The sequence below is a fragment of the Bacillus sp. MRMR6 genome, assembly GCF_001940785.1.
GTDB lineage: Bacteria > Bacillota > Bacilli > Bacillales > Cytobacillaceae > Neobacillus.
On the sequence record NZ_MSLS01000012.1, the window covers coordinates 101,163 to 126,611 of the forward strand.

A 25,449-nucleotide genomic window follows, 5' to 3' on the forward strand; every position below is an offset into this window, starting at 1 on the left:
CAGGGTATATAATCCGTACAGTGGTACACCCTTGGGAAAGAGAGCAGTACCTGAGCATGTATTAATTTATAAAAATTCCTTGCCGCAAAAAAGCGGCAAGGAATTTTTTGTTTATCCCGCATTAACGGGTAGTAAGACCACGCCTGATGGAAGGTTCACTTTATCTATAGTTTCCAATTTGGAAAGTGTTCTTCCTTTTGTTTTTGATACTCGGTCATTCTAGAGTAAGAGTTGCCAATGGCTGCCACAATTCCTCCTTGAGAACCGTTTGTTTCTACTTGATCGGTCAATTCTTGGAGTTTCAAATTTGCAAACATTTTTGCCGTTTTAGACAAACTTTCAATGGTGTCCATTAATTCTGGATGGTCCTGATAATGGCTTTTGGCAACAAAGGAAATCGTATCAAGCTTATTTCTAATCAATTTCAGCGTCTCGATATCAAAAGCTTCAATTTTCATAAGTTTCCTCTCCTTATACTCAGTATATGGAGATAAAGGGGAAATAGGTACGAAAGTGAAAAATGATTTGTTGGGTATGTTAATACGGTTATGAACACTGCACAAATAAAAAAACTAGCAGCCATGTGCTAGTTTTTTGGATTAATGGATATGACGATAAACTCCGATTACTTTACCTAAAATTGAAACGTTCTTTAAAATAATCGGTTCCATTGTGGAATTTTCAGGCTGTAAGCGAATGTAATCTTTCTCTTTGAAAAATCTCTTACAGGTTGCTTCGTCTTCCTCGGTCATGGCAACTACAATATCACCATTGTTAGCAGTTTGCTGTTGCTTCACAATCACATAATCCCCGTCAAGGATACCTGCTTCTATCATACTCTCACCCATGATTTCTAGCATAAATACTTGTTCGTCAGCGGGTGCTAATCTCTCAGGAAGCGGAAAATACTCCTCAACATTTTCAATAGCAGTTATAGGCATTCCAGCTGTTACCTTACCAACAACCGGAACATTGATAACATTATTTCTAGGGATGTGTATGTGCTCATCCATTTCTAGTATTTCAATTGCTCTTGGTTTGGTTGGATCTCGCCTGATAAGTCCTTTGCTCTCTAATCTAGCTAAATGTCCATGTACTGTGGAACTAGATGCTAGTCCAACTGCTTCACCAATTTCCCTAACAGATGGCGGATATCCTTTTTTCTTAACTTCCCCCTTGATGAAGTCGAGAATATCCTGTTGCCGCTTTGATATCTTTGTCATATAGATACACCTCGCACTATTTATGTATTGTCTTCATTATATCATGGCTATTAAAGATATACAAACATAAGTTCGAGAAAACGGTTGACAACAAACGAATGTTCGGATTATAATAAAATTAAATAAGGCGAACATATATTCTGGTGAGGGGATTTTAATAATGAAAAACCTTTTGAATCAATACTCTTATGCTATTTTTCTAATAATCTTAAGTTGCTCTCTAGCATTTCTTTTATCTTTACGAGGTAACGCTGTTGAAGACAACAAATACCTTTCGGTTACTATATCTGAAGGGGACTCTCTTTGGAAAATCTCTAGTGAATATGCTAATCAGCACTCTTTATCAAACAAGGAATTTGTCAGCTGGGTAAAAAAACATAATAATATTAGGGATATCATTTTGCCTGGTGAAGTCATCATCATTCCCGTTAACCATGAAGTCTTGTCTTCAAATGAGTTTGCAAGTGCAGCTGGGGAATAGAAAGAGGAAGTAATGCAAGCGATCATATACTGTAGGGTAAGTACAAATAAAGAAACTCAAGAAACCTCTTTAAAGCGTCAGGAGGAGGAACTTCTTAACCTCGCTAAACAATATCAATTTGAAGTATTAACGGTCATTAAGGAACAAGCTAGTGGGTATGATCTTGAAAGAGACGGGATTCTAGAGTTATTAGATTTCCTAAAAGAAAAGCAAGCACAGGCTGTTCTGATTCAAGATGAGACCAGGTTGGGAAGAGGAAATGCGAAAATCGCCTTGCTTCATTGTATTTTAAAAGAAAATGCCAAACTATATAGTATCTCTAATAATGGTGAGTTACAGCTGTCAGAATCCGATGCCATGGTCATGAAGATTGTCGGTATGGTTGAAGAATATCAAAGGAAACTACATAATATTAAAATTAAACGCGGGATGAAACGTGCGGTGAAACAAGGATATAAACCAGAGAAAAATCTTAAAAACCAAGGAGATCATTCTGGCAGGGAGAAAATAGAAGTCCCGCTTGAGGAAATTGTTAGACTACGCAAGAATGAATTAACTTTCTCAGAAATCGCAGCTACTCTAAGGGGTTTCGGATATAATATCTCAAAAGCCACCGTCCATAGAAGATACCAAGAGTATGTAGACTCACAAAAGCAGTAGACCATTTGCCTTGTCAGATGGTCTTTTTTTTAGTAGAATCATTCCTTATTAGAATGTTTAATACGTGAAAGGAGCTTTTTATAGATGCTCTCAAATGAAAAAATGGCAAGAATCAATGAATTAGCTAGAAAAGCAAAGACGTCTGGATTAACTGAAACGGAAGCAAAAGAACAATCAAGTTTAAGAAGTGAGTACTTAGCTACCTTCCGCAGTGCGATGTTAGATACATTAACCAATACAAAAATTATTGATCCAGAAGGAAACGACGTAACGCCTGCCAAAATTACAGAAAGAAAGAAAAATAACCTTCACTAAGGAAAACATCAATTGTTTTCCTTTTTTACATGGCATAGTAAAGGAATGGTGATTTTTTTAAAATCTGCGCGACTCCTCGTAAATGCTACGCATCTACGCATTTACGCATTTCCTTTGTGCGCTGTTCATTTGGAGAAGGTTGCTCAACGTCAACGTCCTGGGGGATAACGAAGCTGGTGAGATCCCATAGGGGGAACGGAGGGCACTGAACAAGTGCCAGCTTACCTCTCCCGAAGACGCGGGACAAAGTTTACCAAAACAAGTGCCAGATTGTCTCTCCCGAGCAAGTCGCGGTACAAAGTCTACTGAAACAAGTGCCAGATTGTCTCTCCCAAGCAAGTTGCGGGACACAGTCTACTGAAACAAGTGCCAGAATGTCTCTCCCGAGCAAGTCACGGGACAAAGTCCACTGAAACAAGTTCCAGAATGTCTCACCTGAGGAAGTTGCGGGACAAAGTCCACTGAAACAAGTGCTAGAATGTCTCACCTGAGGAAGTTGCGGGACAAAGTAAAGTGCCAGATTGTCTCCAATCAGCACCCAAGTTCATAACAGCCTAAATTTTAGCACTTTTTCAGTGGCCTCAAGGAACGACCGAGAAGGCTCGCCGGTGAGCCCGCAGAAAGGGAGCAAGCAGACTTCACAAAAAATCTACACTTAACACAATTAAACAGTTTTTACATAAAGCCTCATGTCTGTGGCAAAATAAAGAACAAAATGAGTTTTATTCTCCATTTTGATGTTATTTGTTGAATTACCAACAAGAGAACTATATTATTAAATTTGTTATTATCCTATTGAATCGGGAGTGATTTTGTACATGTTTGATACTATTGATGCATTGGCCGTAACGTCTATTCGTACACTTTCCATTGATGCCATTGAAAAAGCCAATTCTGGACATCCTGGGATGCCAATGGGCGCGGCACCAATGACTTATACACTATGGACTCGTTACATGAACCATAACCCTAAAAATCCACATTGGTTTAACCGTGACCGTTTTGTTTTATCAGCAGGACATGGTTCGGCACTATTGTATAGCATGCTGCACCTATCTGGTTACAACTTAACGATGGATGACTTAAAGCAATTCCGTCAATGGGGAAGTAAAACTCCAGGACATCCTGAGTATGGCCATACAGAAGGCGTTGAAGCAACAACGGGTCCACTTGGACAAGGGATTGCGATGGCAGTTGGAATGGCAATGGCAGAACGCCATGTAGCGAGTGTCTACAATAAAGATAATTATGAACTTGTGAACCATTTTACATACAGTATGTGTGGTGACGGTGACTTAATGGAAGGTGTGTCTGCTGAAGCAGCATCGCTGGCAGGACATTTGAAATTAGGCCGGTTAGTCGTCCTATATGATTCAAATGATATTTCACTTGATGGTGATTTAGATAAATCATTCTCTGAAAGTGTCAAGGAACGTTTCCAATCCTATGGCTGGCAGTATATCCGTGTTGAAGATGGCAACAACCTTGAAGAAATTTCTAATGCTTTAGAAGAAGCAAGAGGGGACCTTGATCACCCAACCATGATTGAAGTAAGAACGGTCATTGGTTATGGATCACCAAACCGTGCTGGAACTTCAGGGGTACACGGTTCACCGCTTGGGGCAGATGAGTTAAAGCTGACGAAGGAAGCGTATAAGTGGACTTTCGATGAAGACTTCCATGTACCGCAAGAGGTATACGAACACTTCCAAAAACTCATTGTTGAAAATGGTGAGAAAAAGGAAAAGGAATGGAACGAAACCTTTGCTCAATATAAGAAAGACTATCCTGAGCTTGGTGCTCAGCTAGAAGAAGCATTAAATCATAAACTTCCTGAAGGCTGGGACAAAGATATTCCTGTATACAGTGAAGGGAAAAGCCTTGCGAGCCGTGCATCTTCTGGTGAAGCGTTAAACAGTATCGCACAGAACCTGCCAATCCTAATCGGTGGATCTGCAGACTTAGCAGGCTCAAATAAGACCATGATTAAAGGATCTGGCGACTATATGCCTGGTGCCTATGAAGGCCGTAATATCTGGTTTGGTGTCCGTGAGTTTGCAATGGGCGCAGCGATGAACGGTATTGCACTACACGGCGGGGTAAAAGTATTTGGTGGTACATTCTTTGTATTCTCAGATTACCTTCGTCCGGCAATTCGTTTAGCGGCATTGATGGGACTACCTGTCACATACGTATTCACCCACGATAGTATTGCGGTTGGGGAAGACGGCCCGACACATGAACCGGTTGAACAGCTTGCAGCATTGCGCGCAATGCCAGGTCTTTCTATCATTCGTCCTGCAGACGGTAATGAAACCTCAGCTGCCTGGAAGCTTGCAATCGAGTCAACGAACAAGCCAACTGCGTTAGTGTTAACTCGTCAAGACCTACCAACTATCAAAGATACTGATAAGAACGCGTATGAAGGTGTTTCAAAAGGTGCTTATGTCATTTCACCTGCTGACAAAGAAACTCCAGATGCACTTTTACTGGCAACAGGTTCTGAAGTAGGCCTTGCGGTTGAAGCACAAAAAGCATTAGCGGGCGATGGGATTCATGCATCAGTTGTGAGCATGCCTTCTTGGGATCGCTTTGAGCAGCAATCACAGGAATACAAAGATTCTGTCTTACCGAAGAGTGTGAAAAAGCGTCTAGGCCTTGAAGTGGGTTCTTCATTAGGCTGGCACAAGTATACAGGTGATGAAGGTGATGTATTAGCCATTGATACATTCGGAGCATCAGCACCTGGTGAAAAAATAATGGAGGAATATGGATTCAGCGTAAACAACGTTGTCGCTCGTGTGAAAGCATTATTGCAAAAATAAAAACCGTCCTTATGGTGAGAACGGTTTTATAATGAGAAATGACTATCTAATGTTTAATCATTGGGTAGTCATTTTTTATTTGGAATTAAGTAATGCACTTGTTGTTTTTGTCTTAAAAGCGAAGCGTAGAGCTCGAACGATTCCCTTGTCAAAGACTTTACTGCCTTGAAGGAATCGTTCCATCCCCAAAAATATCACAATCCAATAATAATGAATAATAGTCAAAATTGAACGTTCAATGAATGTCCACGAACCTGAGTGACAATGCCTTTATTTGTAAGATATAATTAAATTTGTAAGAATCTTATGAATTCGACAATAAAAGTGAAAGTTTTTGCCACCGTAAGACAAAAGATTTAATAGTATTTCCTTATAATGATTAAAAGGGTAATCAACGAAGGGGAGATTTTGGTGAGAAAATATCAACTTTATTTAATAGAAGATGAATTTGCCTCTCATTACTTCGGAAGAGAACGGATGTTTTTTCATCTTTTTCAGGAACATGACAAAGCAGACGGCGAACTTAAATTTATTACCAAAAAACAAATTTCCTATATAACGAAAACGGTAGAGGTTTTAAAAATACATCAACTCATTCAAAAACAGCTAGGGAAGAAAAAGGAATTTCGTGCAGAACGAGGTACCTATTCATTTGAATTAAGTGGAAAACTAAGTAGGGCAAATTTACAAGTGTTCCAAGATTTAATTACAGTAGAAGCATCCGGTAGCTATGAAGCGGAAACAGTCTTTTTTGAAGTGTTAAGAAAGTGTGAATCTTCCTTTTTAGCGCTGGATATGGACCATAAACGTTTCGGATGGTTAAAGCCAATAAAAGAAAGAAAATATGTTTAGACAGCGAAAGTGATATTGAATATTCCCGTTTAATTTAGTACACTGTATGATAGACAACATGAAGGAGGAAGTTTAATGGGTACAGGTTTATGGATTCTAGTTGTTGTACTAGCGTTAGTAGCTGGTGTAGCTCTAGGATTTTTCATTGCTCGCAGATATATGATGAGCTATTTAAAGAAAAATCCGCCAATTAATGAACAAATGTTAAAAATGATGATGATGCAAATGGGTATGAAGCCTTCTCAAAAGAAGATCAACCAAATGATGTCAGCAATGAATAAACAGCAAGGCAAATAATATCGGACAAGCACTCATACTAATGGGTGCTTTTTTATTGTCTCAACACATATTTATAATCTTTATTATTTTGGGAATTTTTGATAAAATTAATCGTTAGTAAATCGAAATGATTTTTCTAAAATAATAATCATTACTAAACAGAATGGCACGTCGGGGGAGTTATCATGAAGGTATTTTTAGATTTAGGCTGGTTTTTTAAGCAGGAAAAAAAATCGTACATATCCGGAATTATCATCTTAATGTTTGTAGCATTGCTGCAGCTTGTTCCGCCAAAGGTGATTGGAATCATCGCCGACCATATCAATGACAAGACATTAACGAAACCAATTTTGTTCGAATGGATCGGTATTCTTGCATTGGCTGGGATCGGGATGTATGTCCTCAGATATTATTGGAGAATTAAAATTTTTGGTTCATCGGTTAAACTTAGTAAGCTCTTGAGAAATCGCTTATATCACCATTTCACTAACATGTCCCCAGCGTTTTATCAAAAACGCCGAGTGGGAGATTTGATGGCCCATGCGACGAACGACCTGCAGGCGATCCAGCAAACAGCCGGTGCTGGGGTATTAACCTTAGTTGATTCACTTTCGACCGGTGGGTTCGTCATATTAACGATGGCGTTTACAATCAGCTGGAAGTTAACGCTAATCTGCTTAATTCCGATGCCGTTTATGGCGCTATTAACGAGCTGGTTTGGCACGATGTTGCATCGCACCTTCCATAAGGCACAGGAAGCATTTTCATCATTAAATGATAAAACACAGGAAAGTATTTCGGGGATTAAGGTAATTAAAACCTTTGGACAGGAAAAGGAAGATATTGAGGATTTCCGCAAACAGTCAGAAGATGTGGTTCAAAAAAATATAGTCGTGGCCAAAATCGATTCCCTTTATGATCCCACGATTTCCATTATTGTTGGTATTTCATTTTTCCTAGCGATTGCATTTGGGTCCAAATTTGTTTTAGCAGGAGAGTTAACCATTGGAGAGTTAATTGCCTTCACTACCTATTTGGGTCTATTAATTTGGCCGATGCTAGCCTTCGGCTGGTTGTTTAACATTGTTGAGCGCGGCCGTGCTTCCTATGATCGTGTTGCAGCCTTGCTTAGGGAACCGGTTGAGGTGACTGATCACAAGGATTCCTTAGAGATAGTTCCTAGCGGTGATATCCAATACGAAATCTCAGAATTTACTTACCCAGGCGAAAAAGAACCAATGTTAAAGGATATTTCCTTCCTATTAAATAAAGGCGAAACGCTTGGAATTGTTGGTAAAACTGGTGCTGGTAAAACCACCTTTTTAAAATTACTTATTCGGGAATTTGAGGATTATCAAGGTGAAATCCTTTTTGGCGGCTACAAGATTAAAAACTATAAGCTGGAAAAATTAAGAGAGGCAATAGGGTATGTCCCACAAGACCATTTCTTGTTTTCTGCCACAGTGGCGGAAAATATTGCTTTTACAAATCCATATGCATCGTTAGAGGAGATTCATGAAGCCGCGAAATTGGCGAGTATCCATGAGGATATTCTTCAGTTTACTGATGGCTACCAAACCGTTGTTGGGGAACGTGGAGTTTCCTTATCCGGTGGGCAGAAACAGCGAATCTCCATTGCCCGAGCGCTTATGATGAAACCAGAGGTGTTAATTCTGGACGATTCCTTATCCGCTGTCGATGCGAAGACGGAGGAAGCAATCCTTTCTTCCTTGAGAGAAAATCGCGAAGGAAAAACGACGATTATAACTTCACACCGATTAAGTGCCATTCAACATGCCAATCTGATTCTAGTTCTTGACGATGGAAAGATTTCTGAAAGAGGGTCACATGATGAACTAATGGAAATAGGCGGATGGTACAGAGAGATGTATTTACGCCAGCAGCTAGAAGAACTAGTTGAACATGGAGGGCAGTAGGATGGAAAAATCAGTACAACTAACTGAAAAAGAGCAAAGAAAAGTTCTATTTCGTTTGCTTTCTTATACAAAACCACACAAAAAAACTATAACACTAGCATTTGCGCTCCTTTTGCTGACTACATTAGGAGAGTTAGTTGGTCCTATTTTAGTAAAAATTTTCATTGATGATCACTTGACAGCAGGTAATATGGCCTTCCAACCTCTTTTTATTCTTGGAGCAAGCTACCTAGCTATTCAAATTGTAAAAGCGGGTTTATTGTTCTTTCAGCTGGTGAAATTTCAGGAAATCGCGTTAAAAATTATTCAGCAGCTTCGAATTGATGTTTTCTCTAAGGTCCAGTCACTCGGATTAAAATACTTTGACCAAACACCTGCAGGAAGCATTGTCTCAAGGGTTACCAATGATACCGAAGCGATAAAGGATATGTTTGTCACCGTACTGGCAACGTTTATCCAAAGTGGGTTCTTACTTGGTGGTATTTTTATTACGATGTTTATTTTAGACGTGAAACTAGCATTTTTCTGTCTGATTTTTATCCCGCTCATTGTATTCGTTATGAGTCTCTATCGAAAGTTAAGTGCACGATTTTATTTAGATATGCGCGAAAGATTAAGCCAGCTGAATGCAAAACTAAGTGAATCGTTGCAGGGCATGAGCATTATCCAAGTTTTTCGCCAGGAAAGAAGACTTCGGAGAGAGTTCGAAGATATTAATGAGAAACACTATAATGCTGGAATGAGAAATATTAAGATTGATGGATTACTACTACGTCCCGCTGTTGATTTGATTTCAATCTTAGGTTTAATCATCGTGATCAATTATTTTGGGTTAGCATCTTTTGAAACCTCAGTCGAAATCGGGGTGCTTTATGCATTTGTTAACTATCTGGATCGCTTTTTTGAACCAGTAAACAACATGATGATGAGGCTGTCACTGTATCAACAAGCCATTGTTGCGGGCTCTCGAGTATTTGGATTATTGGACCAGGAAGAGCTGGCTCCAGCTCAAAAGGAAGAAGAATCACTTTCGATTGCAAAAGGAAAAATCGAGATTAGGAATTTAACATTCTCCTATGATGGAAAACGGGATGTCTTAAAGGACATTACATTCACCGCCAACCCAGGGGAAACCGTTGCATTGGTCGGTCATACAGGAAGTGGAAAAAGCTCAATCATCAATCTATTAATGCGCTTTTACGAGTATGAGCGTGGAGATATATATATTGATGGTGTTTCGATTCGCAATTTCTCCAAGCAAGAATTAAGAGAGAAAATGGGCCTTGTCTTACAGGATCCGTTCTTGTTTTATGGTTCTGTGAAGGACAATATTCGTCTTCATAATACGATTTTAACCGATGAACAGGTTGAAGAGGCCGCAAAGTTTGTTCAGGCACATTCCTTTATTGAGAAATTAGAAGACACTTATGAGCATCGGGTTGTTGAGAGAGGTTCTACCTTTTCAAGTGGTCAGCGGCAGTTAATTGCCTTTGCTCGGACGATTGCAGCCAATCCGAAAATCCTTGTTCTCGATGAGGCAACCGCGAATATTGATACGGAAACAGAGGAAGCGATTCAAACAGCCCTTGCAAGAATGCGAAAAGGCCGGACGACGATCGCCATTGCACACCGTTTATCCACTATCCAGGACGCAGACCTAATTCTAGTTCTTCACCAGGGTGAAATAGTAGAAAGAGGATCCCATCAAGAGCTGCTAGCTTTAGGTGGACTCTACCATAAAATGTTCCTCTTGCAAAATGGAGCAGTTGAACGTTTAGAGGATGCTGTTAATTAGAAGGACATTCACGTAAGCCTCAATTGATTTTCGCGAAATCCGCGAGACTCCTGCAGGACAACGAGACAGATGAGACCCCGCAGGTCGGAACGACCGAGGAGGCTCAGCGGTGAGCCTGCGGAAAGGGAGCGGATTTCGCGAAAATCATGACGTCATCCAAAAAAGCCTGACAGAGATGTCAGGCTTTCGCTATGAAAATACCTATATATATTAGCTTGCGTTCGTAACCTTTTGAATGAACCTACGATTATATTCATTTAATAGATGGTCTAACTCCTGGCTGTAGCGGATGGCAACGGATGAAGTCAAACCGTTCGTCTTCGCTACTTTAATGAGTTCAGCACGCTTGTTTTCTATCATTGAGATTAGATCTTGTTTGATCACGGCCGAGATCCTTTCCGGAGAAACTCCCATAATTTTAGTAAAAAAATAGGCAACAAAATGACAATGTTTTACTAGTATAACCTATCTTGGGAATAAATTCAAAGAAATTTGTAAAAAAATAACCAAATATACGTTTGGTGTTTTTTGGAAGAAATGAACGCGATTTCTAGAGACACAAAATATTCATGTTAACCATTATCATTTAGTCTATTGTTTTGTTAAAATAAAGGAGTATCGACTATAGTGGGAGTGTTAATATGTCTGATGTAAATATTATTTTGGCTTTAGGTGCTGGATTTTTGAGTTTTATTTCACCATGCTGTTTGCCGCTTTACCCAGCGTTTTTATCCTATATCACCGGGATGTCTGTCGGGGAGTTAAAAGCTGAGAATGCTCTTCTCCAAAGAAGAAGCCTACTACATACTATTTTTTTCTTAATTGGATTCTCAGCCATCTTTATTGCAATTGGCTTTGGTACTTCGTTTATTGGCCGCTTTTTCTTAGAGTACAAAGATCTAATCCGTCAACTAGGTGCAATCTTTATCATCCTTTTTGGATTAATGATTGTTGGGGTATTCAATCCTGATTTCCTAATGAAGGATCGTAGAATTGAATTCAAGCATAGACCTTCTGGTTATATTGGTTCAGTATTGATTGGGATGGCATTTGCTGCAGGCTGGACACCTTGTACCGGTCCAATTCTAACTTCAGTTATTTTACTTGCTGCCTCAAACCCTGGTTCAGGTGTATTATATATGACCGCTTATTCCCTAGGTTTCGCTATTCCATTCCTGATTCTTTCTTTCTTCGTTGGAAGAATGAAGTGGATTCGCCAAAACAGTGGTAAGATTGTAAAAATCGGCGGTTGGATTATGATTGCCATGGGGGTTGTCCTTTTCTTCGACTGGATGACGAAAATTATTATTATCTTTAGCGGCATGTTTGGCGGATTTACAGGGTTTTAAAAGCTTGCATGTTCTGTTCAGGACAGTATAATAAGTGGATATGATCGGTTAGGTAAAATGAACCTAAATACAGTAATCTCCTAATAGGAGTTGGAATTCCAGATGAACTTTGTTGTAATATCATCAATAGGCGCCGTCTTTATGGGCTTTTTCGCACTATTTGTCCGGATGAAAGCGGCTAAGAAACCTACAAATGCACTGAAAATTATCATGCCGCCCGTTTTTATGTCTAGTGGTGCACTCATGTATATCGTGCCAGATTTTAGATTAACTCCCCTAGAAATAGTGGAAGTCGTCACAGTAGGAATGTTATTTTCCATATTATTAATCAAGACATCTAAATTCGAGATTCGTGATAACGAAATCTATCTAAAAAGATCGAAGGCCTTTGCCGTTATTTTAATAGGTTTACTAGTTGTTAGATTAGGATTAAAAACAGTTCTGAGTTCTACCATTGATTTTGGAGAACTTAGCGGAATGTTCTTCCTCCTTGCTTTTAGTATGATTGTACCTTGGCGGATCGCCATGTACAGAGATTATAAAAATCTATATAAGCAGCTTAACCGTGTCAAACCCATTTAGTTTTAAGAACACTGTCTGTTAAGTAGACAGTGTTTTTTGCTACTTGGAAAAAATAAAAACCGCCCTGATAAGGACGGCTAGAACAAGTGCTCATAAGGAGCAACATCAATTCTGTTTTCAAAAAGTTTCTTACGTAGAAATTTATGGTCTCTTTTTGGAGTAGCCTGGATATAGCCACGAATGACTAGTTCCTCTGTAATAGAAGAAACTTTTTCCTTTAATGCCAGTTCGCCAATTCTTCCGGCAATTTTATGCCTTGCTACATCACGGAAAAGCTCAGGAACCGGGCTGACTAAATCTTCGAGAAGGATTTTCTCTGTTTCTCCCCATAAATGACGTGTCTTATTGACGTAATATTCTTCCCAGTCCATAACAGACTTCCCGTCTTCCTTTGGAAGCTTCTTCAAGAACTTTCGGAACATAAAATAGCCGCCAATCGCAAAAAGCGTGACCATAATTACGATCCAAAACATCATAAACCATAGAAACCATCCTGTTAGCTGCATTCTACTCACCTACAACATACTATTTTCATCCTCTTATCCCGCATTAACGGGCAGTAAGACCCCACCTCAATGTTATGAATGAATATAAGGAATCCTTAGTGGGGTTAACTGCCCGTAAAAGCCCGATAAGTTCAACTAACCATCAGTGGGGGATGAAAAAAAACCCCACTGATGGAAGTTTCACTTTATTATATTCTTAATTGGGAGTAGAAGACAAGTATTCTCTTGATAGGTGGAGTTTAATGCTAATTTTTGGCTGGATTGCCGGTAAAAACGTTGTCGAAAAAGTGACAGATTCGACAACTCACTTGATTATTACTATATTAAATTGTATTATATTGTTACAAATGAAAGAGCAGAGAACACTCTTTTATACAACCTACGGGGCTGAATGGGGTACTGGTGTCCTCCACAGTCTTCAAAACTGCTTGAGACCTGCGTGCCAGGTCTGGTGGGTTCGATTCCCACACAGTCCCGCCAAAAAACATTGATTTATTAACGTTTTTAGCATTTTGGAAAATCTTGAATAAAGTTCTTTTTTTACATATAGACTGTTGGTGCTATTGTCAAAAAGACTGTGTGACCTCCTTGCTATTGGGAAAATCCATTTAGTTAAGGAGGATTTTTTATGGCTGAGCAAACCAAAAGAAAAGGAAGAAAAACAGTTTCGGATCGTGTCTTTTTAGAAGAAGGTGCAAAGCAAAGTGTTTCGAACAAATTATTAGCTGAACGGTTTGAAATTTTTATGAGAGCAAAAGAATTAGAAGGACTTCGTGAACGGACATTAAGTGAGCACCGTAAACATTTTAATTACCTTTTATCGTTTCTGGAAAACAATCATCCCAAAATAAAATATGCGGATGAGGTTACTACAGAAATAAATCGTGATTATGTCTATTATATGAGTAAAGAAAAACGGCTGTGGGATGATCATACTAAAGCATCCTGCCAATTTAAAACCGATAAAAAGGGGTTATCACCTTTTACGGTGAACATTCGATTAAGAACATTGAAATGCTTTTTCAAGTTCTTGTTTGACGAGGGACACATTCCTAATAACCCAGCATCAAAGGTAAAACTATTAAAGACCGAGCAGGATACAATTCAAGCCTTTTCGAAAAAACAGATTATCGATTTACTTAATCAACCTAATCAGCGAACCTATGCAGGTTTTAGAGACTACGTGTTAATGCTATTATTTTTAGATACAGGGATTCGCAGTAACGAAGCCTTGGGTCTAAAAAAATGGATTTCGATTATGAACAAAAGATAATAAAAGTACCTGCCTATTTAGCCAAAAATACTAACGCTCGAATTCTGCCATTATCCAAAAAAATAGCAAAAGCGTTAAATATGCTTATAAAGGAAAACCGTGTTTTTGATGATATTGATTTTATTTTTCTCTCCAATTACGGTGGGAAAATTGACCCAAGTTGGGTAAGAACTAGAATTAAAGAATACGGTCAAAAAGCAAATATAAAGGATGTACGGGTATCACCTCATACGTTTCGACATACGTTTGCAAAATTTTACATTCTTAACGGCGGTGATGCTTTTACATTGCAGCGAATTCTTGACCATTCGACGATGAATATGGTTCGAAAGTATATTCAGATGAATGGTGAGGACATTAAAGAGCAACACCATCAATTTAGTCCAATTAATAATTTATAAACAGAAAAACGGCAGGTTTGTTTTTAGGAAACCTGCCGTTTTTCTTAAAGAATTTTTTTAATTGGTGAATATTTACGATGAAGCTCTTTATTCACTTTCTTTGATTTTTTGTTGTATCTTATGACTGACTTTACAGTTAACCATCCTCCAGTTTCCATAAGGAGGTCAAGATCTTCACAATCACTTAAAAAAAGATTAGCAAAGGTATGACGACCTTTATGAAAGTTCATGTGGATTCCAGAGTTCCTAGTATAGTTTTTTAAACTATCATAAGCCCCTGCGTAAGTTAATCTATCACCTTTGATTCCGGTAAATACTGCAGGACAGTTCAGGAATTTTTTTATTGTTTTCAATTAATGCTTTTAGAAGTGATGCTGTTTCCTCACTGATTGGTGCCATTCTGTCTTGCCCATTTTTAGGATCTTTAATAAGAATTTCGCAATTTTCAAAATCAATATCCCACTCATTTAATTTGAGTAGTTCACCAATTCTTATTCCGTTATCGAACATCATCCACAAAGAGACATACAGTCTAAAACCGACAAAGGTGGATGTATCGATTTCTCTGAGTAACACTCTCATTTCCTTTGGTTCTAAAGAACGGACCTCTGTTACAACATCCTTATTTAGAACTTTAAAGGAATCACCTGACCAAGGATTTTCTTGGATCAATTTTTGTTCTTTATAATGGTTAAATTGCGTTCTAATCGAACGGGATCTAGTGATTTTTGTTTGTTCAGCAAGTTTTTTGTTTTCCATGAACTCCCAATAGTCAACACATATTGAATGCGTGACTTCATGCACATATTTAATACCTAATGAATCTAGGAAATTTTTGAAATAATGATAACTTTCCTCATGCCATCCAATAGTTCGAGGCTTTAATTTTTTAACCAATTTTTTTCTTTCAGGTAATCCATAAATGCATCATCTAATAGAATCCCTTGCAAATCACCATTAATTACTTTACCATTTAATATGGTTGTGTGATTTTTCATTTTTTCACATCCAATCATGAATATTGGGTCACCTATGACCTCGGGAAAAGTGAATGGGTGATCCTATATAAAATTCCAATTTTAAGCCAAAGATTCTACCTCCCATTTCACCCCCATAAACTTTTATGTTTTTCCTTGATTAGTTCATCCTTCTTTAGCAAGATTCTCATCTTGTTTTTTAGGAAATTAGGATTCAATGAAACATCATAAGCCATTCTAATTCTACCTGAATACGGATTTACAGATTTGTGTTCAAAAAAATAACCTATTTCCTTGATACCATTTCCAGAAGGATCCTTTTTTAGAAGGTAGCAAATTTGCTGCTGATTCATGATGTTATTAGGAAACTCTTCTTTACTTTTGAAGAAACATAAGCTCTTTATTTCCTTTTTTCGATTGTATAGCTTAAGGTAGCGATTTATACTTCCCAATGCTAAATAGTAATACGCAGCGGGCTTTTCTTCACCCTTACTTGGGAAGCCAATAACCTCGCATTCATATTTACTTAACCAAAATTGACCCTCTGCATCAGACCAACCATTGTATCCTTACTTTATCCCCCTATATGGAAGATCACTCATTTTAACGACTAGGGAATCCTCAAATTCATTGTCAAAGTAGTATGACATCTAAACACGTCCTTTTTCTCCATTAACAATAATTTTGATGAAATATTGGTAGCTTAATTAACTATTCATTAGAAGTGCTGCACATAACAGGAAGATGTATTTCAACATCTATAAACGTAACAGTGTGGAAACTTCCTTTCCAATATTGCAAAGTTTTCCTTATGCTCCTCATTCACCCAATACATTTTACTCACCTCCGCTTTCATTACATAATGAAGAAATCAGATAGGTACTCCGTGCGTTCTTTCATCCCTTCCATTTAATACTTGACTCCTAAATCAGGTTTAGAAAGTTGATTCTGGAACAAGTCTAATGGAACATCTCTTCACAGGTAGTGCTTGCAATTAGTTTTTACCACTTTCCCCCTGCAAGAGTTAAGATGTGTCGTGTACTATCATACTATTCACCTACAAATACCAGAAAAAGTGAGGTTTATAATGCGAAGGAAAACAGTGAAAAACATTTTATTTTTCAATACAATGTATTGACTTTGCTGGAAATAGGTTGTGAGTTTTTTTAACAGCATAAACCTGCCCGTCAGACTTACGCATACCTCTCCAAACACAATCGTTATAACGCCTTCTAGCATTCCTTTCCTAAATTTGTTTTTCTTTTAACGTCATCGGTTTATTGACTTACTTTCTCTAAAACTTTCATTTTTTACACCTCTGACTTTGAATTTTTGTAATGAAAAGTATTATTGAATACTTTTCGAATAAAAATAATAGTTAGAATATTTTAAATTATCACAAACCAAAGAAATAAATATTGTAAACGTTTGAATCGTAGAGCGAATAAAGAAGACAGCAAAGAAATGTGTCTAACAAGATTGGAGTCAAAAAATATTCGAATGTCGGAATATTTAGTATATAATGTGAAAATCACAACTAATTGTTATACCGAAGGGGGATTTTATGAAATACAAGATTAGTGAATTAGCAACTGTACTTAACGTTACAACAAATACAATTAGAAGATATGAAAAGATGGGCTATATCACGTCCAAAAGATCTGAAAATAGCAATTATCGATACTACAATGAAAATGACCTATCAACGTTTTTGAATGTAAGACTATTACGAAAGTATGGTTTTACACATACCGAAATAGGAAATATGAAGAACAGTAATTTGGCAGACTTAATCTCTGAATACGAGAAGCGGATGCAGAAATTTGACGAACAAATTAACTATTTAACCAATTTAAGACATAGACTTAAAGATGATTTGGTATTAATGAAAAAAGCCGAGGAAACTAAACAACTATGCTACATAAGAGATTGCGTGGATCTTTCATATGTACTTTATCAAAGGAGGGATGAAATATTAACGGAACCCCAAAGGATAACGGCCATCCAGGATCACTTATATTTGTCGCCGGAAGTATTGCGGGTTTATCTAATTAGAAAAGAAGATGTAGAAAACGACCGTCTCATTCTAAATGCGGGTGTGGCTGTTAAAACGGCCCATGTGGATAGATATAATTTAAAACAAAATGAATATACGGAAAGATATGAAAAACGAAAATCCCTCATTAGTGTTGCAAAGCTCCCGGTAAATGGCGAAAAAAATGTAAAAGAAGATTTGCTGAAAGAGCCTTTCAAGTATATGCAGGAGCATAAATTAAAAATGAATGGGGACATTATTGGAATTGTAATTGCCAATGTGATAGAAGATCAACAGGAAATGCAGTATGTTTTAGTTGGTGTTCCCATAGCGGAAATGTAACCTTTGGATTATTTACTATGACATAGTGTCAACCTTCATAATTATATTCGTGGGTAACAGAAATGAATGGAGGGGGGAACTAACATATGCGAAAAAGAGAGAAAAAGCCACTATTTTTAACAACATTTTCATTCATGGATTTCTATTAGATAGAGCTATGCAACGGAGTAAGAAATTTACTATTTTAATGTCTTGGTAATCTAGTAATCTAAAGAAGCTTCCATAGTTGAGAGGGGTTCAAGAATGAAAATCAAGTCAAAGAAAGTGCTTAGCATATTACTGACCTTCATCATATTTTTCACCTCGGCATTTAACAACGTTGTTGCATTTGCCAGTGATACATCTAACGACAGGCAAATTGACATTTGGGATTTTGGAGGAATCCAAACCTCAGGAGATATATACAACAATATTATTACAGCGGATGTTCTTGACAGTAAAACGACAATTAAATCCGGTACGTATGTAACCACTTCATTTGGGGATTTAACCATAGCCAATCCGAGTACAACGGATAGGTCATACTATTATGAGTCAGATGGTTCTACCGTAGGTCTAAATTCCTCTGGTTTCTGGGGAAGTCAAAAGTATAGTTATGATGATGGTTATAATGCAAACGGAGTTTATTACGCAAATGGTACGGGAGGTCCCGGGAGGAGGTATTTGACTCTTGATAATGTTACAGCCGGGGATAAAATTACGGTTTATGGTGGAACGAGTAATGGAGATGAAACCCTTCACTTTGTTCACGCAGCAGTAAGTGTAAGCGGGACCACAGTTACAGTAAAACCGGATGCTTCACAGGTTCAGGATAGTACAGCTGATTTTACGACATCCGCACAAAAAGTTGAATTCACAGCACAATATTCCGGATCCTATCAAATTTATGTTTCAGCGGATAAAGGTGGAAAACCTTATTTCCAAAGAGTGACGAGGACTCCCGGAGTTAAGGTAAGTGGATCTGTGAACTTAAATGACAGTGATATTTCTGCCGGGTATGCACTTGATTTTACGAATCAGAAAACCGGCGATACTACAACTGTAAATGTTAATGCAGACAATACCTTTGATGCCGTTCTTGCAACGGGCTATGATTATATTGCTACGTTAAAGAATATAGCCAGTTACAGAATTTCCGATGAAACCAAGGTCTTACGTACATCGACTTCTGATATTACGGCAGGGAAAAGTGTTAGTTTTGATGTTGTAGCTAACAAGCTTGTCAACATAAGTGGAAATATTAAGGGCTTTGACAGCAGTTATGATGTAAGTAAATTAGAAATCAAATTTACTCCTCCAGAGGGAAGCCTTTCCTCACCGGTTGAAGCTATAGTAAATACAAATGATCAGACCTTTAAAGCTGATATTCAGGATGGAGTACCGTATACAGCCGTTATTTCGGGTGTCAATGATTATGAAATTGTGGATGGCGGTAGTATAAATCTAAGCGCTGACACCGTTCAGGATATTACAGTTGCTAAAAAAGCAGTACATACTGCAACAGGGTTATTCCAGGGATTACCATCAACAACTCAAATTTCAATTATTACATTTACAAATGTTGATGATGGATACACTTATGACGGGACCGTTTCAAATGGCGGATACACAGTAAGCCTTAGAGATGGTGCCTATAACGTTACAGCTGTTAGTTCGGAGAATTATAGTACGAGTTCTCACGTAGTTATTAATGGACAGGATACCACAAAAGATATTCTGTTTGTTAGCAACACTGCTATAGAGCCTCTTGCCTGGGTTCCGGATTTGTATGTTGGCGACAGCTCTAAGGCCAATAATTTCAGTACAGTTAAGGATGCTCTTGATACAGCAGCCCGAATGAACCCAACCGATGAAGCTCATAGAATAACCATTCATATCGCGCCGGGTGTATACAGGGCACAGCTTGTAATAAAAACTCCATTTATTACACTTGTAAATTCTAATCCGAATCCTACCAGTGATCCTAATACGCAGGTTAAAATTACTTGGTATTACGGGATTGGCTATAAATATTACAGCATGGGGTCTGACGGCTTCTATAATGCAGAAAATGCATTTGATAAGTATTCCAAGAATATTGCCAGTAAATGGGGTGGTACCGTTTATCTCACCAGTGCGGCTACCGACTTCAAAGCAGAAAACATCGTATTTGAAAATTCCTTCAACAAGTACATGACAGATGAGGAATTAGCAGATGGTGTGGAGCTTGCCAATATACCATCCGCAAGCCCGATCAATGTAGAAAGAAAGTCTTTTACAGATGTTACTTCAAAAGCAGCTACAGAAAGAGCTGCAGCTATGATTATCGAAGGAAACCGAGCTGAGTTTATTAATTGCAGTTTCCTTGGAAGCCAGGACACACTTTACACCGGTAACAGCAGTACGAATAGCAGTTATTTTAAAAACTCTTTTATAGAAGGTAACACAGACTATATATTTGGTGATGGAAATGTGGTATTTGATAATGCTACATTGAATTTCGCCGGTTACAGTGAGAAGGCTGTAGGTGGTTATATCACAGCAGCAAGGGATACAGCATCTTATGGCTACCTATTTAGGAACAGTGCTGTAACAGCCAGTAGTAAAAATATGCAGGCTTCAGGTTTCTTCGGAAGACCTTGGGGAGCAGGAGCAAGAGTAACCTTTTTGAATACCAAGCTTCAGAGTGATTCTATCATAGACCCCAAAGGCTGGACAGATATGAGTGGCCCGCCTGAAAATGCGCATTTTGCAGAATATAATACAACTTATAATCATTCAGCAGTCGATACATCGCAAAGAAGGTCACCAGTTTTATCGGAGGCACAAGCTGTCGCAATTAACGTTGCTGATTATTTTGGAGGTTGGACACCATCATCATATTCAGCTGACAGTGATACAGCACCAACATTTAAGGTTGATCCTTTCTTTACAACAGATGATGATATCAATATACCTTACGTCGGAAATACCGTTAGCTTAGGTTATGAATTTAAACATCCAAATGATAACGTAAATGACAGTTCTTTAATCCAGTGGTACAGAGTAAGTCCGGATGGAACTGAGACGTTGATCTATGCCACAACAGCGTATATTTCAAAAACTTACAAGATTACTAGTGACGATGCAGGCTATTATATCAAGGCTGTTGTTACGCCGGAAACCGTGAATGGTATGAAAGGCACACAGATGTCTATTAAGCTTGTTAACCTGGTTAGAGTTGGCTCATCCGGAGGCGGTGGAAATGAGATTCCGGATGGTAAGCGTGTGAATATTTATTTAGCAGGTGATTCAACGGTTAAGACATACGGGCCAACCTCAGATACTGGTGGCTGGGGAGAATATTTACAGAAATTTTTCAATTCCGATAAGGTAAATGTTGTTAATTACGCAAACGGAGGCCGAAGCTCAAGAAGCTTTATAAATGAGGGAAGTCTTGATAAAATTACTTCTACCATTAAAGCCGGTGACTATTTGCTGGTTCAATTTGGACATAATGACGAAGCAAATCAATTAGGTTATCTCTTAGACAGATTTGTTTCTATGGGAACACCGGATGCAAATGGTATTTATCCTTCCATTCCGGGTGTTAGAGAGGCAACACCGGCAAGTCTTTCACAACAGTATGGCGCAGAATTTTATCCACATACCAGCGGTACCTTCAAGTGGTATTTGCAGCAGTATATTGATGTAGCAAAAAATGCAGGTGCAACTCCTATTTTAGTTACTCCTGTTTCAAGACAGTATTTTAACGCGGATGGCACAATAAGAACTCATCATGATGCTACGGACACCACAACTGGAACGATTACAACTGGCAATAATGCTTATGTAAGAGCGGTTGAACAGTTAGGTGCAGAGCAGGGTGTTAAGGTTATTGATATGTTTGAATTAACAAAAGAGTCCTTTGAAAAAGCATACAAGAATGACCCTGCAGCCACGAATGGAAGTTCTCCTATAGCAAAGGCAGTAATGGTCCCTGCAGATTCAACTCACAATAATAAGATTGGCGGTTTTTATAACGGCGCTTTAATTGCTGATGAAATACAGGACCTTGGATATAACATCTCTAACTACGTTATTCCACCAGTAAGAGTAGGCGGTGTAGACGGTAAGAACAGCGTACAATTTGAAGTGGATTCACTTAGCAAAGTAAGTGTATATACTCCTGATACAAGCGGTGTTTATACAAGTCAGCTTAATCCTTATTGGACTGGGGAAGCACAGGCTCTACTTGATCGTCTTTCTGATGTACCTGTTACAACAGTTGCAGTCACACCAACCGAGCCGGACGGTCTGAACGGGTGGTATATCCATGAAGTAAAGTTGAGTCTTAACGTTTCTAACAAACTAGCGGGTACAGCTAAAACGGAGTATAGTTTCGATGGTGGAAACACTTGGAAAACATACAATGAGCCGATCACGATCAATATGGATGGAAAATATGATGTAAGCTATCGTTCAGTGGATAATGCCGGAAATATTGAAGAGAAGCAGAACATCTCTATTAATCTGGATTCCACTGCTCCTACTATTGATATGACTGGCGTTCGGAATGATATTTACAACGATTCCGTGGATATCAATCCGGTCATGGAGCTCAAAGATAATTTGTCCGGAATTGACAACACAAAAACAACAATAGCATTGGATGGAAACTCCGTAGAAAATGGGGAGATAATCCCACTTTATACTCTGCCACTTGGTCAGCACGAGTATAGCGTAACAGCATACGATTTGGCTGGGAATAAGGTAAACCAAGTTGTTAAGTTCCAAACTTCTACAAGCATCCAATCCTTACAGGAAATGATTACACGCTTTACGRARACCGGATGGATAGATAGTAACGGCATAGCTAAAAGCTTGATGAGCAAGTTGGACGCGGAAAATTTGGMTGCATTTTTGAATGAAGTTAGGGCTCAAAAAGGMAAGCATATTTCTGTACAATATGCAGATTATCTTATCCGAGACKCTGAATACTTGTTGTCCAATAAATAAATTATTATTGAAAAGTTTAGCTCCACAGAAATATAAAGCTCCCCCTTTTTTATGAAGGTGGAGCTTTTCGTTCCCAAGCAAAAATGAAAACGTTTTAATTGTTGACTATGACATAATGTCAACCTTCATAATAAAATACGTGGGTACCACAAAATGAATTGAAGGGAGAACTGAAACATGCGGAAGAAATGACGCAGCGATTACTATCAAAGCGTATCATTCGTGTATTTCTTTAAGAGAGTCATGCGTTGCATGTATAGGTGAACTAAAGAGAAGCTTCATTTGTTGAGAGGGGTTCAAGAATGAAAATTGAGTCAAAAATAGCGATTAGCAAGTTACTGACTTTCATAATGTTTTTCACCTTTGCATTTAACAACGTTGTTACATTTGCCAGAGAACCAGCTGACGACCGGACAATAACAGCAAAAACTACTGCCAGTACTCCAACAATTTGGATTGTTGGGGATTCGACCGTAAGCTCTTTTACCGATAATTACTATTATCCAAGGTATGGATGGGGTACTCAAATTGGAAATTATCTCGATGGCTCCTTCACCATAAAAAATCTTGCCTTGTCTGGAAGAAGTTCAAAAAGCTATACAACTGATCCTGAGTATCAAACGTTGCTCAGCGGCATGAAAAGCGGAGATTATTTATTAATCGGTTTCGGCCATAATGATGAAAAAACTGAGCCGGAAAGATATACAAATCCGAATGGAACTTATTTGGATCCAGGATCATTTGCGAATTCCTTATATGAAAATTATATTAAACCAGCTGAGGCGGCGGGAACTCAAGTTATCCTTTCTACTCCTATTGTCAGAAGATCGTCTACAGGTGTATGGAGCAATTCTAATCTTCATATTACAGACACTGTCGGAGAGTTTCCAGGCGGAGATTATCGACAAGCCATTAGGGATTTGGGGACAGCGCTTAATGTTCCGGTAGTTGATATGACTACCTTATCTAAAACTCTATATGACGAACTGAGCCCAAGTGAAACACTGTATCTCCATGCGTGGACCTCTTCAAAACAGCAAAGCGTGGATAATACACATACCAATATCTGGGGCGGAAGGTATAATGCGTACCTTCTAACAAAGGCAATTAAAGAATTAGGCGTAAGTGGACTTGCGGAACATGTGATTTATGCTGAAGCTCCAACGAAAGCAGATACGTTAGTTTCCAATCCAAATTACCAAGAAACGCCGTATACTGGTGAATTGCAGCAAAGTACATTATGGGCAGATTATGGTATTTGGAAAGGTACGGTACTTGGTGATGTTGGTGGTGATCCAAGCACTGCAAATCAAACTCTTGAAACAGATAGTGATGGAAATATGCATATTGCAGTAGCAAATAATAAAGGGAAAATAGCCAGTGCGACTGATGGATTTGCCATGTATTACTATAAAGTACCCGCAGAAAGCACATTTACGCTAACAGCTAAAGCGAAAATTAATAACTTTAGTTTTAATGATCAAGTATCCTTTGGCTTGATGGCCAGGGATGAAATGCATATCGATTCTTATATAAACACTACTATGGGTGAATATATTGCAGCAGCTCCTTTAAAGCTTACTAAGGCAGCGACAGGAGGATTTTGGAATAGTTTCGCTAGAAAGAGTGGAGTACTTACCCAAGGTGGAACAGCAGCAAACCGAATTTCTGTAGGAGACATCATAAATCTTTCTATTAAAAGCAATTCAGACGGTTATGCAACTAAAGTTGGAAATGAAGCAACTATCACTGGAGGGTTTGATTTTAAACTTACAAGCATCGATCCAGATTACGTTTACGTAGGTATGTTTGTAGCACGTAATGCGGATATAACCTTTAGCGATATAAAACTGGTAGTTGACGGTGTTGAAGTGACATCTGCTGATACAACAGCACCTGTTACAGAGGCTGCTGTCACACCACCTCAACCGGACGGACTGAACGGGTGGTATACACATGATGTAAAGTTGAGTCTTAATGTTTCTGACGTACTATCGGGTGGTGCGGCCAAAACGGAGTATAGCTTTGATGGTGGAAACACTTGGAAAACATACACTGAGCCGATCACAATCAATATGGATGGAAAATATGATGTAAGCTATCGTTCAGTGGATAATGCCGGAAATATTGAAGAGAAGCAAAACATCTCTATTAATCTAGATTCCACTGCTCCTACTATTGATATGACTGGCGTTCGGAATGATAGTTACAACGATTCCGTGGATATCAATCCGGTCATGGAGCTCAAAGATAATTTGTCCGGAATTGACAACACAAAAACAACAATAGCATTTGATGGAAACTCCGTAGAAAATGGGGAGATAATCCTACTTTATACTCTGCCACTTGGTCAGCACGAGTATAGCATAACAACATACGATTTGGCTGGGAATAAAGTAAACCAAGTTGTTAAGTTCCAAACTTCTACAAGCATCCAATCCTTACAGGAATTGATTACACGCTTTACGAAAACCGGATGGATAGATAGTAACGGCATAGCTAAAAGCTTGATGAGCAAGTTGGACGCGGAAAATTTGGATGCATTTTTGAATGAAGTTAGGGCTCAAAAAGGAAAGCATATTTCTGTACAATATGCAGATTATCTTATCCGAGACGCTGAATACTTGTTGTCCAATAAAT

Annotated in this window: 21 protein-coding genes and 1 tRNA gene; 16 read left to right on the plus strand and 6 right to left on the minus strand. The window is 38.5% G+C overall.

What is annotated here, in order from left to right; all coding sequences use genetic code 11:
* Window positions 1-164: 164 nt before the first annotated feature.
* Together BTR25_RS13605 and lexA are read right to left on the minus strand one after the other, a co-directional pair.
* On the minus strand, window positions 165-458 hold the full coding sequence (locus tag BTR25_RS13605; RefSeq protein WP_075688586.1) for a hypothetical protein: 294 nt from the start codon (window positions 456-458) through the stop codon (window positions 165-167).
* A 141-nt stretch (window positions 459-599) separates the two neighbouring features.
* Complete coding sequence (gene lexA / locus BTR25_RS13610; protein ID WP_075688587.1) at window positions 600-1,223, minus strand: transcriptional repressor LexA; 624 nt, start codon at window positions 1,221-1,223, stop codon at window positions 600-602.
* Window positions 1,224-1,383: 160 nt separating this feature from the next.
* Between lexA and yneA the strand changes: the two genes are divergently transcribed.
* From yneA to BTR25_RS13650, 8 genes are all read left to right on the plus strand, one after another.
* Window positions 1,384-1,704, plus strand: a complete 321-nt coding sequence (gene yneA / locus BTR25_RS13615; protein ID WP_075688588.1) for a cell division suppressor protein YneA — start codon at window positions 1,384-1,386, stop codon at window positions 1,702-1,704.
* Window positions 1,705-1,716: 12 nt separating this feature from the next.
* The gene (locus BTR25_RS13620; RefSeq protein WP_075688589.1) at window positions 1,717-2,364 is read left to right on the plus strand and encodes a YneB family resolvase-like protein; all 648 of its coding nucleotides are present in this window, start codon (window positions 1,717-1,719) and stop codon (window positions 2,362-2,364) included.
* An 84-nt stretch (window positions 2,365-2,448) separates the two neighbouring features.
* Window positions 2,449-2,679: a DUF896 domain-containing protein gene (locus tag BTR25_RS13625; protein ID WP_075688590.1), complete on the plus strand. Its 231-nt coding sequence runs from the start codon at window positions 2,449-2,451 to the stop codon at window positions 2,677-2,679.
* An 818-nt stretch (window positions 2,680-3,497) separates the two neighbouring features.
* Entirely contained in the window at window positions 3,498-5,504 is a 2,007-nt protein-coding gene (gene tkt / locus BTR25_RS13630; RefSeq protein ID WP_075688591.1) for a transketolase, read from the plus strand.
* 411 nt (window positions 5,505-5,915) lie between these two features.
* Complete coding sequence (gene sirA, locus BTR25_RS13635) at window positions 5,916-6,356, plus strand: sporulation inhibitor of replication protein SirA (RefSeq protein WP_075688592.1); 441 nt, start codon at window positions 5,916-5,918, stop codon at window positions 6,354-6,356.
* Window positions 6,357-6,431: 75 nt separating this feature from the next.
* Window positions 6,432-6,653, plus strand: coding sequence for a YneF family protein (locus BTR25_RS13640; RefSeq protein ID WP_045519419.1), 222 nt, complete (start codon window positions 6,432-6,434; stop codon window positions 6,651-6,653).
* Between the two features lie 167 nt (window positions 6,654-6,820).
* The gene (locus BTR25_RS13645; RefSeq protein WP_075688593.1) at window positions 6,821-8,572 is read left to right on the plus strand and encodes an ABC transporter transmembrane domain-containing protein; all 1,752 of its coding nucleotides are present in this window, start codon (window positions 6,821-6,823) and stop codon (window positions 8,570-8,572) included.
* 1 nt (window position 8,573) lies between these two features.
* Window positions 8,574-10,367, plus strand: coding sequence for an ABC transporter ATP-binding protein (locus tag BTR25_RS13650; protein WP_075688594.1), 1,794 nt, complete (start codon window positions 8,574-8,576; stop codon window positions 10,365-10,367).
* A gap of 210 nt (window positions 10,368-10,577) precedes the next feature.
* On the opposite strand, the gene BTR25_RS13655 is transcribed toward BTR25_RS13650, so the two are convergent.
* Window positions 10,578-10,751 carry an aspartyl-phosphate phosphatase Spo0E family protein gene (locus BTR25_RS13655; RefSeq protein ID WP_075688595.1) on the minus strand — a complete coding sequence of 58 codons (174 nt, stop codon included), beginning with the start codon at window positions 10,749-10,751 and terminating at the stop codon, window positions 10,578-10,580.
* Between the two features lie 257 nt (window positions 10,752-11,008).
* Between BTR25_RS13655 and BTR25_RS13660 the strand changes: the two genes are divergently transcribed.
* Together BTR25_RS13660 and BTR25_RS13665 are read left to right on the plus strand one after the other, a co-directional pair.
* Window positions 11,009-11,716: a cytochrome c biogenesis CcdA family protein gene (locus tag BTR25_RS13660; RefSeq protein WP_075688596.1), complete on the plus strand. Its 708-nt coding sequence runs from the start codon at window positions 11,009-11,011 to the stop codon at window positions 11,714-11,716.
* Between the two features lie 102 nt (window positions 11,717-11,818).
* Window positions 11,819-12,298 (plus strand): CcdC family protein, encoded by a 480-nt coding sequence (locus BTR25_RS13665; protein ID WP_075688597.1) that lies wholly within the window; start codon window positions 11,819-11,821, stop codon window positions 12,296-12,298.
* A gap of 77 nt (window positions 12,299-12,375) precedes the next feature.
* Here the strand turns inward: BTR25_RS13665 and BTR25_RS13670 are convergent, their stop codons facing one another.
* Window positions 12,376-12,804 carry a DUF2621 domain-containing protein gene (locus BTR25_RS13670; protein ID WP_075688598.1) on the minus strand — a complete coding sequence of 143 codons (429 nt, stop codon included), beginning with the start codon at window positions 12,802-12,804 and terminating at the stop codon, window positions 12,376-12,378.
* A 383-nt stretch (window positions 12,805-13,187) separates the two neighbouring features.
* On the opposite strand from BTR25_RS13670, the gene BTR25_RS27655 reads away from it, so the two are divergent.
* The 3 genes from BTR25_RS27655 (at window position 13,188) to BTR25_RS13685 (ending at window position 14,478) form a co-directional block, all read left to right on the plus strand.
* Window positions 13,188-13,284, plus strand: a tRNA-Sec gene (locus tag BTR25_RS27655).
* 148 nt (window positions 13,285-13,432) lie between these two features.
* Window positions 13,433-14,077: a tyrosine-type recombinase/integrase gene (locus tag BTR25_RS13680; RefSeq protein WP_075688600.1), complete on the plus strand. Its 645-nt coding sequence runs from the start codon at window positions 13,433-13,435 to the stop codon at window positions 14,075-14,077.
* Window positions 14,050-14,478 (plus strand): tyrosine-type recombinase/integrase, encoded by a 429-nt coding sequence (locus BTR25_RS13685; RefSeq protein WP_075688601.1) that lies wholly within the window; start codon window positions 14,050-14,052, stop codon window positions 14,476-14,478. Before BTR25_RS13680 ends, BTR25_RS13685 begins: the two co-directional genes overlap by 28 nt.
* A gap of 44 nt (window positions 14,479-14,522) precedes the next feature.
* Here the strand turns inward: BTR25_RS13685 and BTR25_RS28635 are convergent, their stop codons facing one another.
* Both BTR25_RS28635 and BTR25_RS13695 read right to left on the minus strand, forming a co-directional pair.
* A complete protein-coding gene (locus tag BTR25_RS28635) occupies window positions 14,523-14,831 on the minus strand; it encodes a tyrosine-type recombinase/integrase (RefSeq protein ID WP_075688602.1) in 309 nt (102 codons plus the stop codon).
* Window positions 14,773-15,375: a tyrosine-type recombinase/integrase gene (locus BTR25_RS13695; RefSeq protein ID WP_075688603.1), complete on the minus strand. Its 603-nt coding sequence runs from the start codon at window positions 15,373-15,375 to the stop codon at window positions 14,773-14,775. The genes BTR25_RS28635 and BTR25_RS13695 overlap by 59 nt, the downstream gene beginning before the upstream one ends.
* A gap of 1,644 nt (window positions 15,376-17,019) precedes the next feature.
* Between BTR25_RS13695 and BTR25_RS13705 the strand changes: the two genes are divergently transcribed.
* The 3 genes from BTR25_RS13705 to BTR25_RS13715 all read left to right on the plus strand — a co-directional run.
* The gene (locus BTR25_RS13705; RefSeq protein WP_075688605.1) at window positions 17,020-17,832 is read left to right on the plus strand and encodes a MerR family transcriptional regulator; all 813 of its coding nucleotides are present in this window, start codon (window positions 17,020-17,022) and stop codon (window positions 17,830-17,832) included.
* Between the two features lie 243 nt (window positions 17,833-18,075).
* Window positions 18,076-22,809, plus strand: a complete 4,734-nt coding sequence (locus tag BTR25_RS13710; RefSeq protein ID WP_083652375.1) for a pectinesterase family protein — start codon at window positions 18,076-18,078, stop codon at window positions 22,807-22,809.
* Window positions 22,810-23,111: 302 nt separating this feature from the next.
* On the plus strand, window positions 23,112-25,449 hold a 2,338-nt coding region (locus tag BTR25_RS13715; RefSeq protein WP_254842710.1), incomplete at its 3' end, for an OmpL47-type beta-barrel domain-containing protein.

Coding starts and splice junctions, on each gene's coding strand:
- BTR25_RS13605 (WP_075688586.1), bottom strand. CDS start 458: ATGAAAATTGAAGCTTTTGATATCGAGACGCTGAAATTGATTAGAAAT.
- lexA (WP_075688587.1), bottom strand. CDS start 1,223: ATGACAAAGATATCAAAGCGGCAACAGGATATTCTCGACTTCATCAAG.
- yneA (WP_075688588.1), top strand. CDS start 1,384: ATGAAAAACCTTTTGAATCAATACTCTTATGCTATTTTTCTAATAATC.
- BTR25_RS13620 (WP_075688589.1), top strand. CDS start 1,717: ATGCAAGCGATCATATACTGTAGGGTAAGTACAAATAAAGAAACTCAA.
- BTR25_RS13625 (WP_075688590.1), top strand. CDS start 2,449: ATGCTCTCAAATGAAAAAATGGCAAGAATCAATGAATTAGCTAGAAAA.
- tkt (WP_075688591.1), top strand. CDS start 3,498: ATGTTTGATACTATTGATGCATTGGCCGTAACGTCTATTCGTACACTT.
- BTR25_RS13640 (WP_045519419.1), top strand. CDS start 6,432: ATGGGTACAGGTTTATGGATTCTAGTTGTTGTACTAGCGTTAGTAGCT.
- BTR25_RS13645 (WP_075688593.1), top strand. CDS start 6,821: ATGAAGGTATTTTTAGATTTAGGCTGGTTTTTTAAGCAGGAAAAAAAA.
- BTR25_RS13650 (WP_075688594.1), top strand. CDS start 8,574: ATGGAAAAATCAGTACAACTAACTGAAAAAGAGCAAAGAAAAGTTCTA.
- BTR25_RS13660 (WP_075688596.1), top strand. CDS start 11,009: ATGTCTGATGTAAATATTATTTTGGCTTTAGGTGCTGGATTTTTGAGT.
- BTR25_RS13665 (WP_075688597.1), top strand. CDS start 11,819: ATGAACTTTGTTGTAATATCATCAATAGGCGCCGTCTTTATGGGCTTT.
- BTR25_RS13670 (WP_075688598.1), bottom strand. CDS start 12,804: ATGCAGCTAACAGGATGGTTTCTATGGTTTATGATGTTTTGGATCGTA.
- BTR25_RS13680 (WP_075688600.1), top strand. CDS start 13,433: ATGGCTGAGCAAACCAAAAGAAAAGGAAGAAAAACAGTTTCGGATCGT.
- BTR25_RS13685 (WP_075688601.1), top strand. CDS start 14,050: ATGGATTTCGATTATGAACAAAAGATAATAAAAGTACCTGCCTATTTA.
- BTR25_RS13705 (WP_075688605.1), top strand. CDS start 17,020: ATGAAATACAAGATTAGTGAATTAGCAACTGTACTTAACGTTACAACA.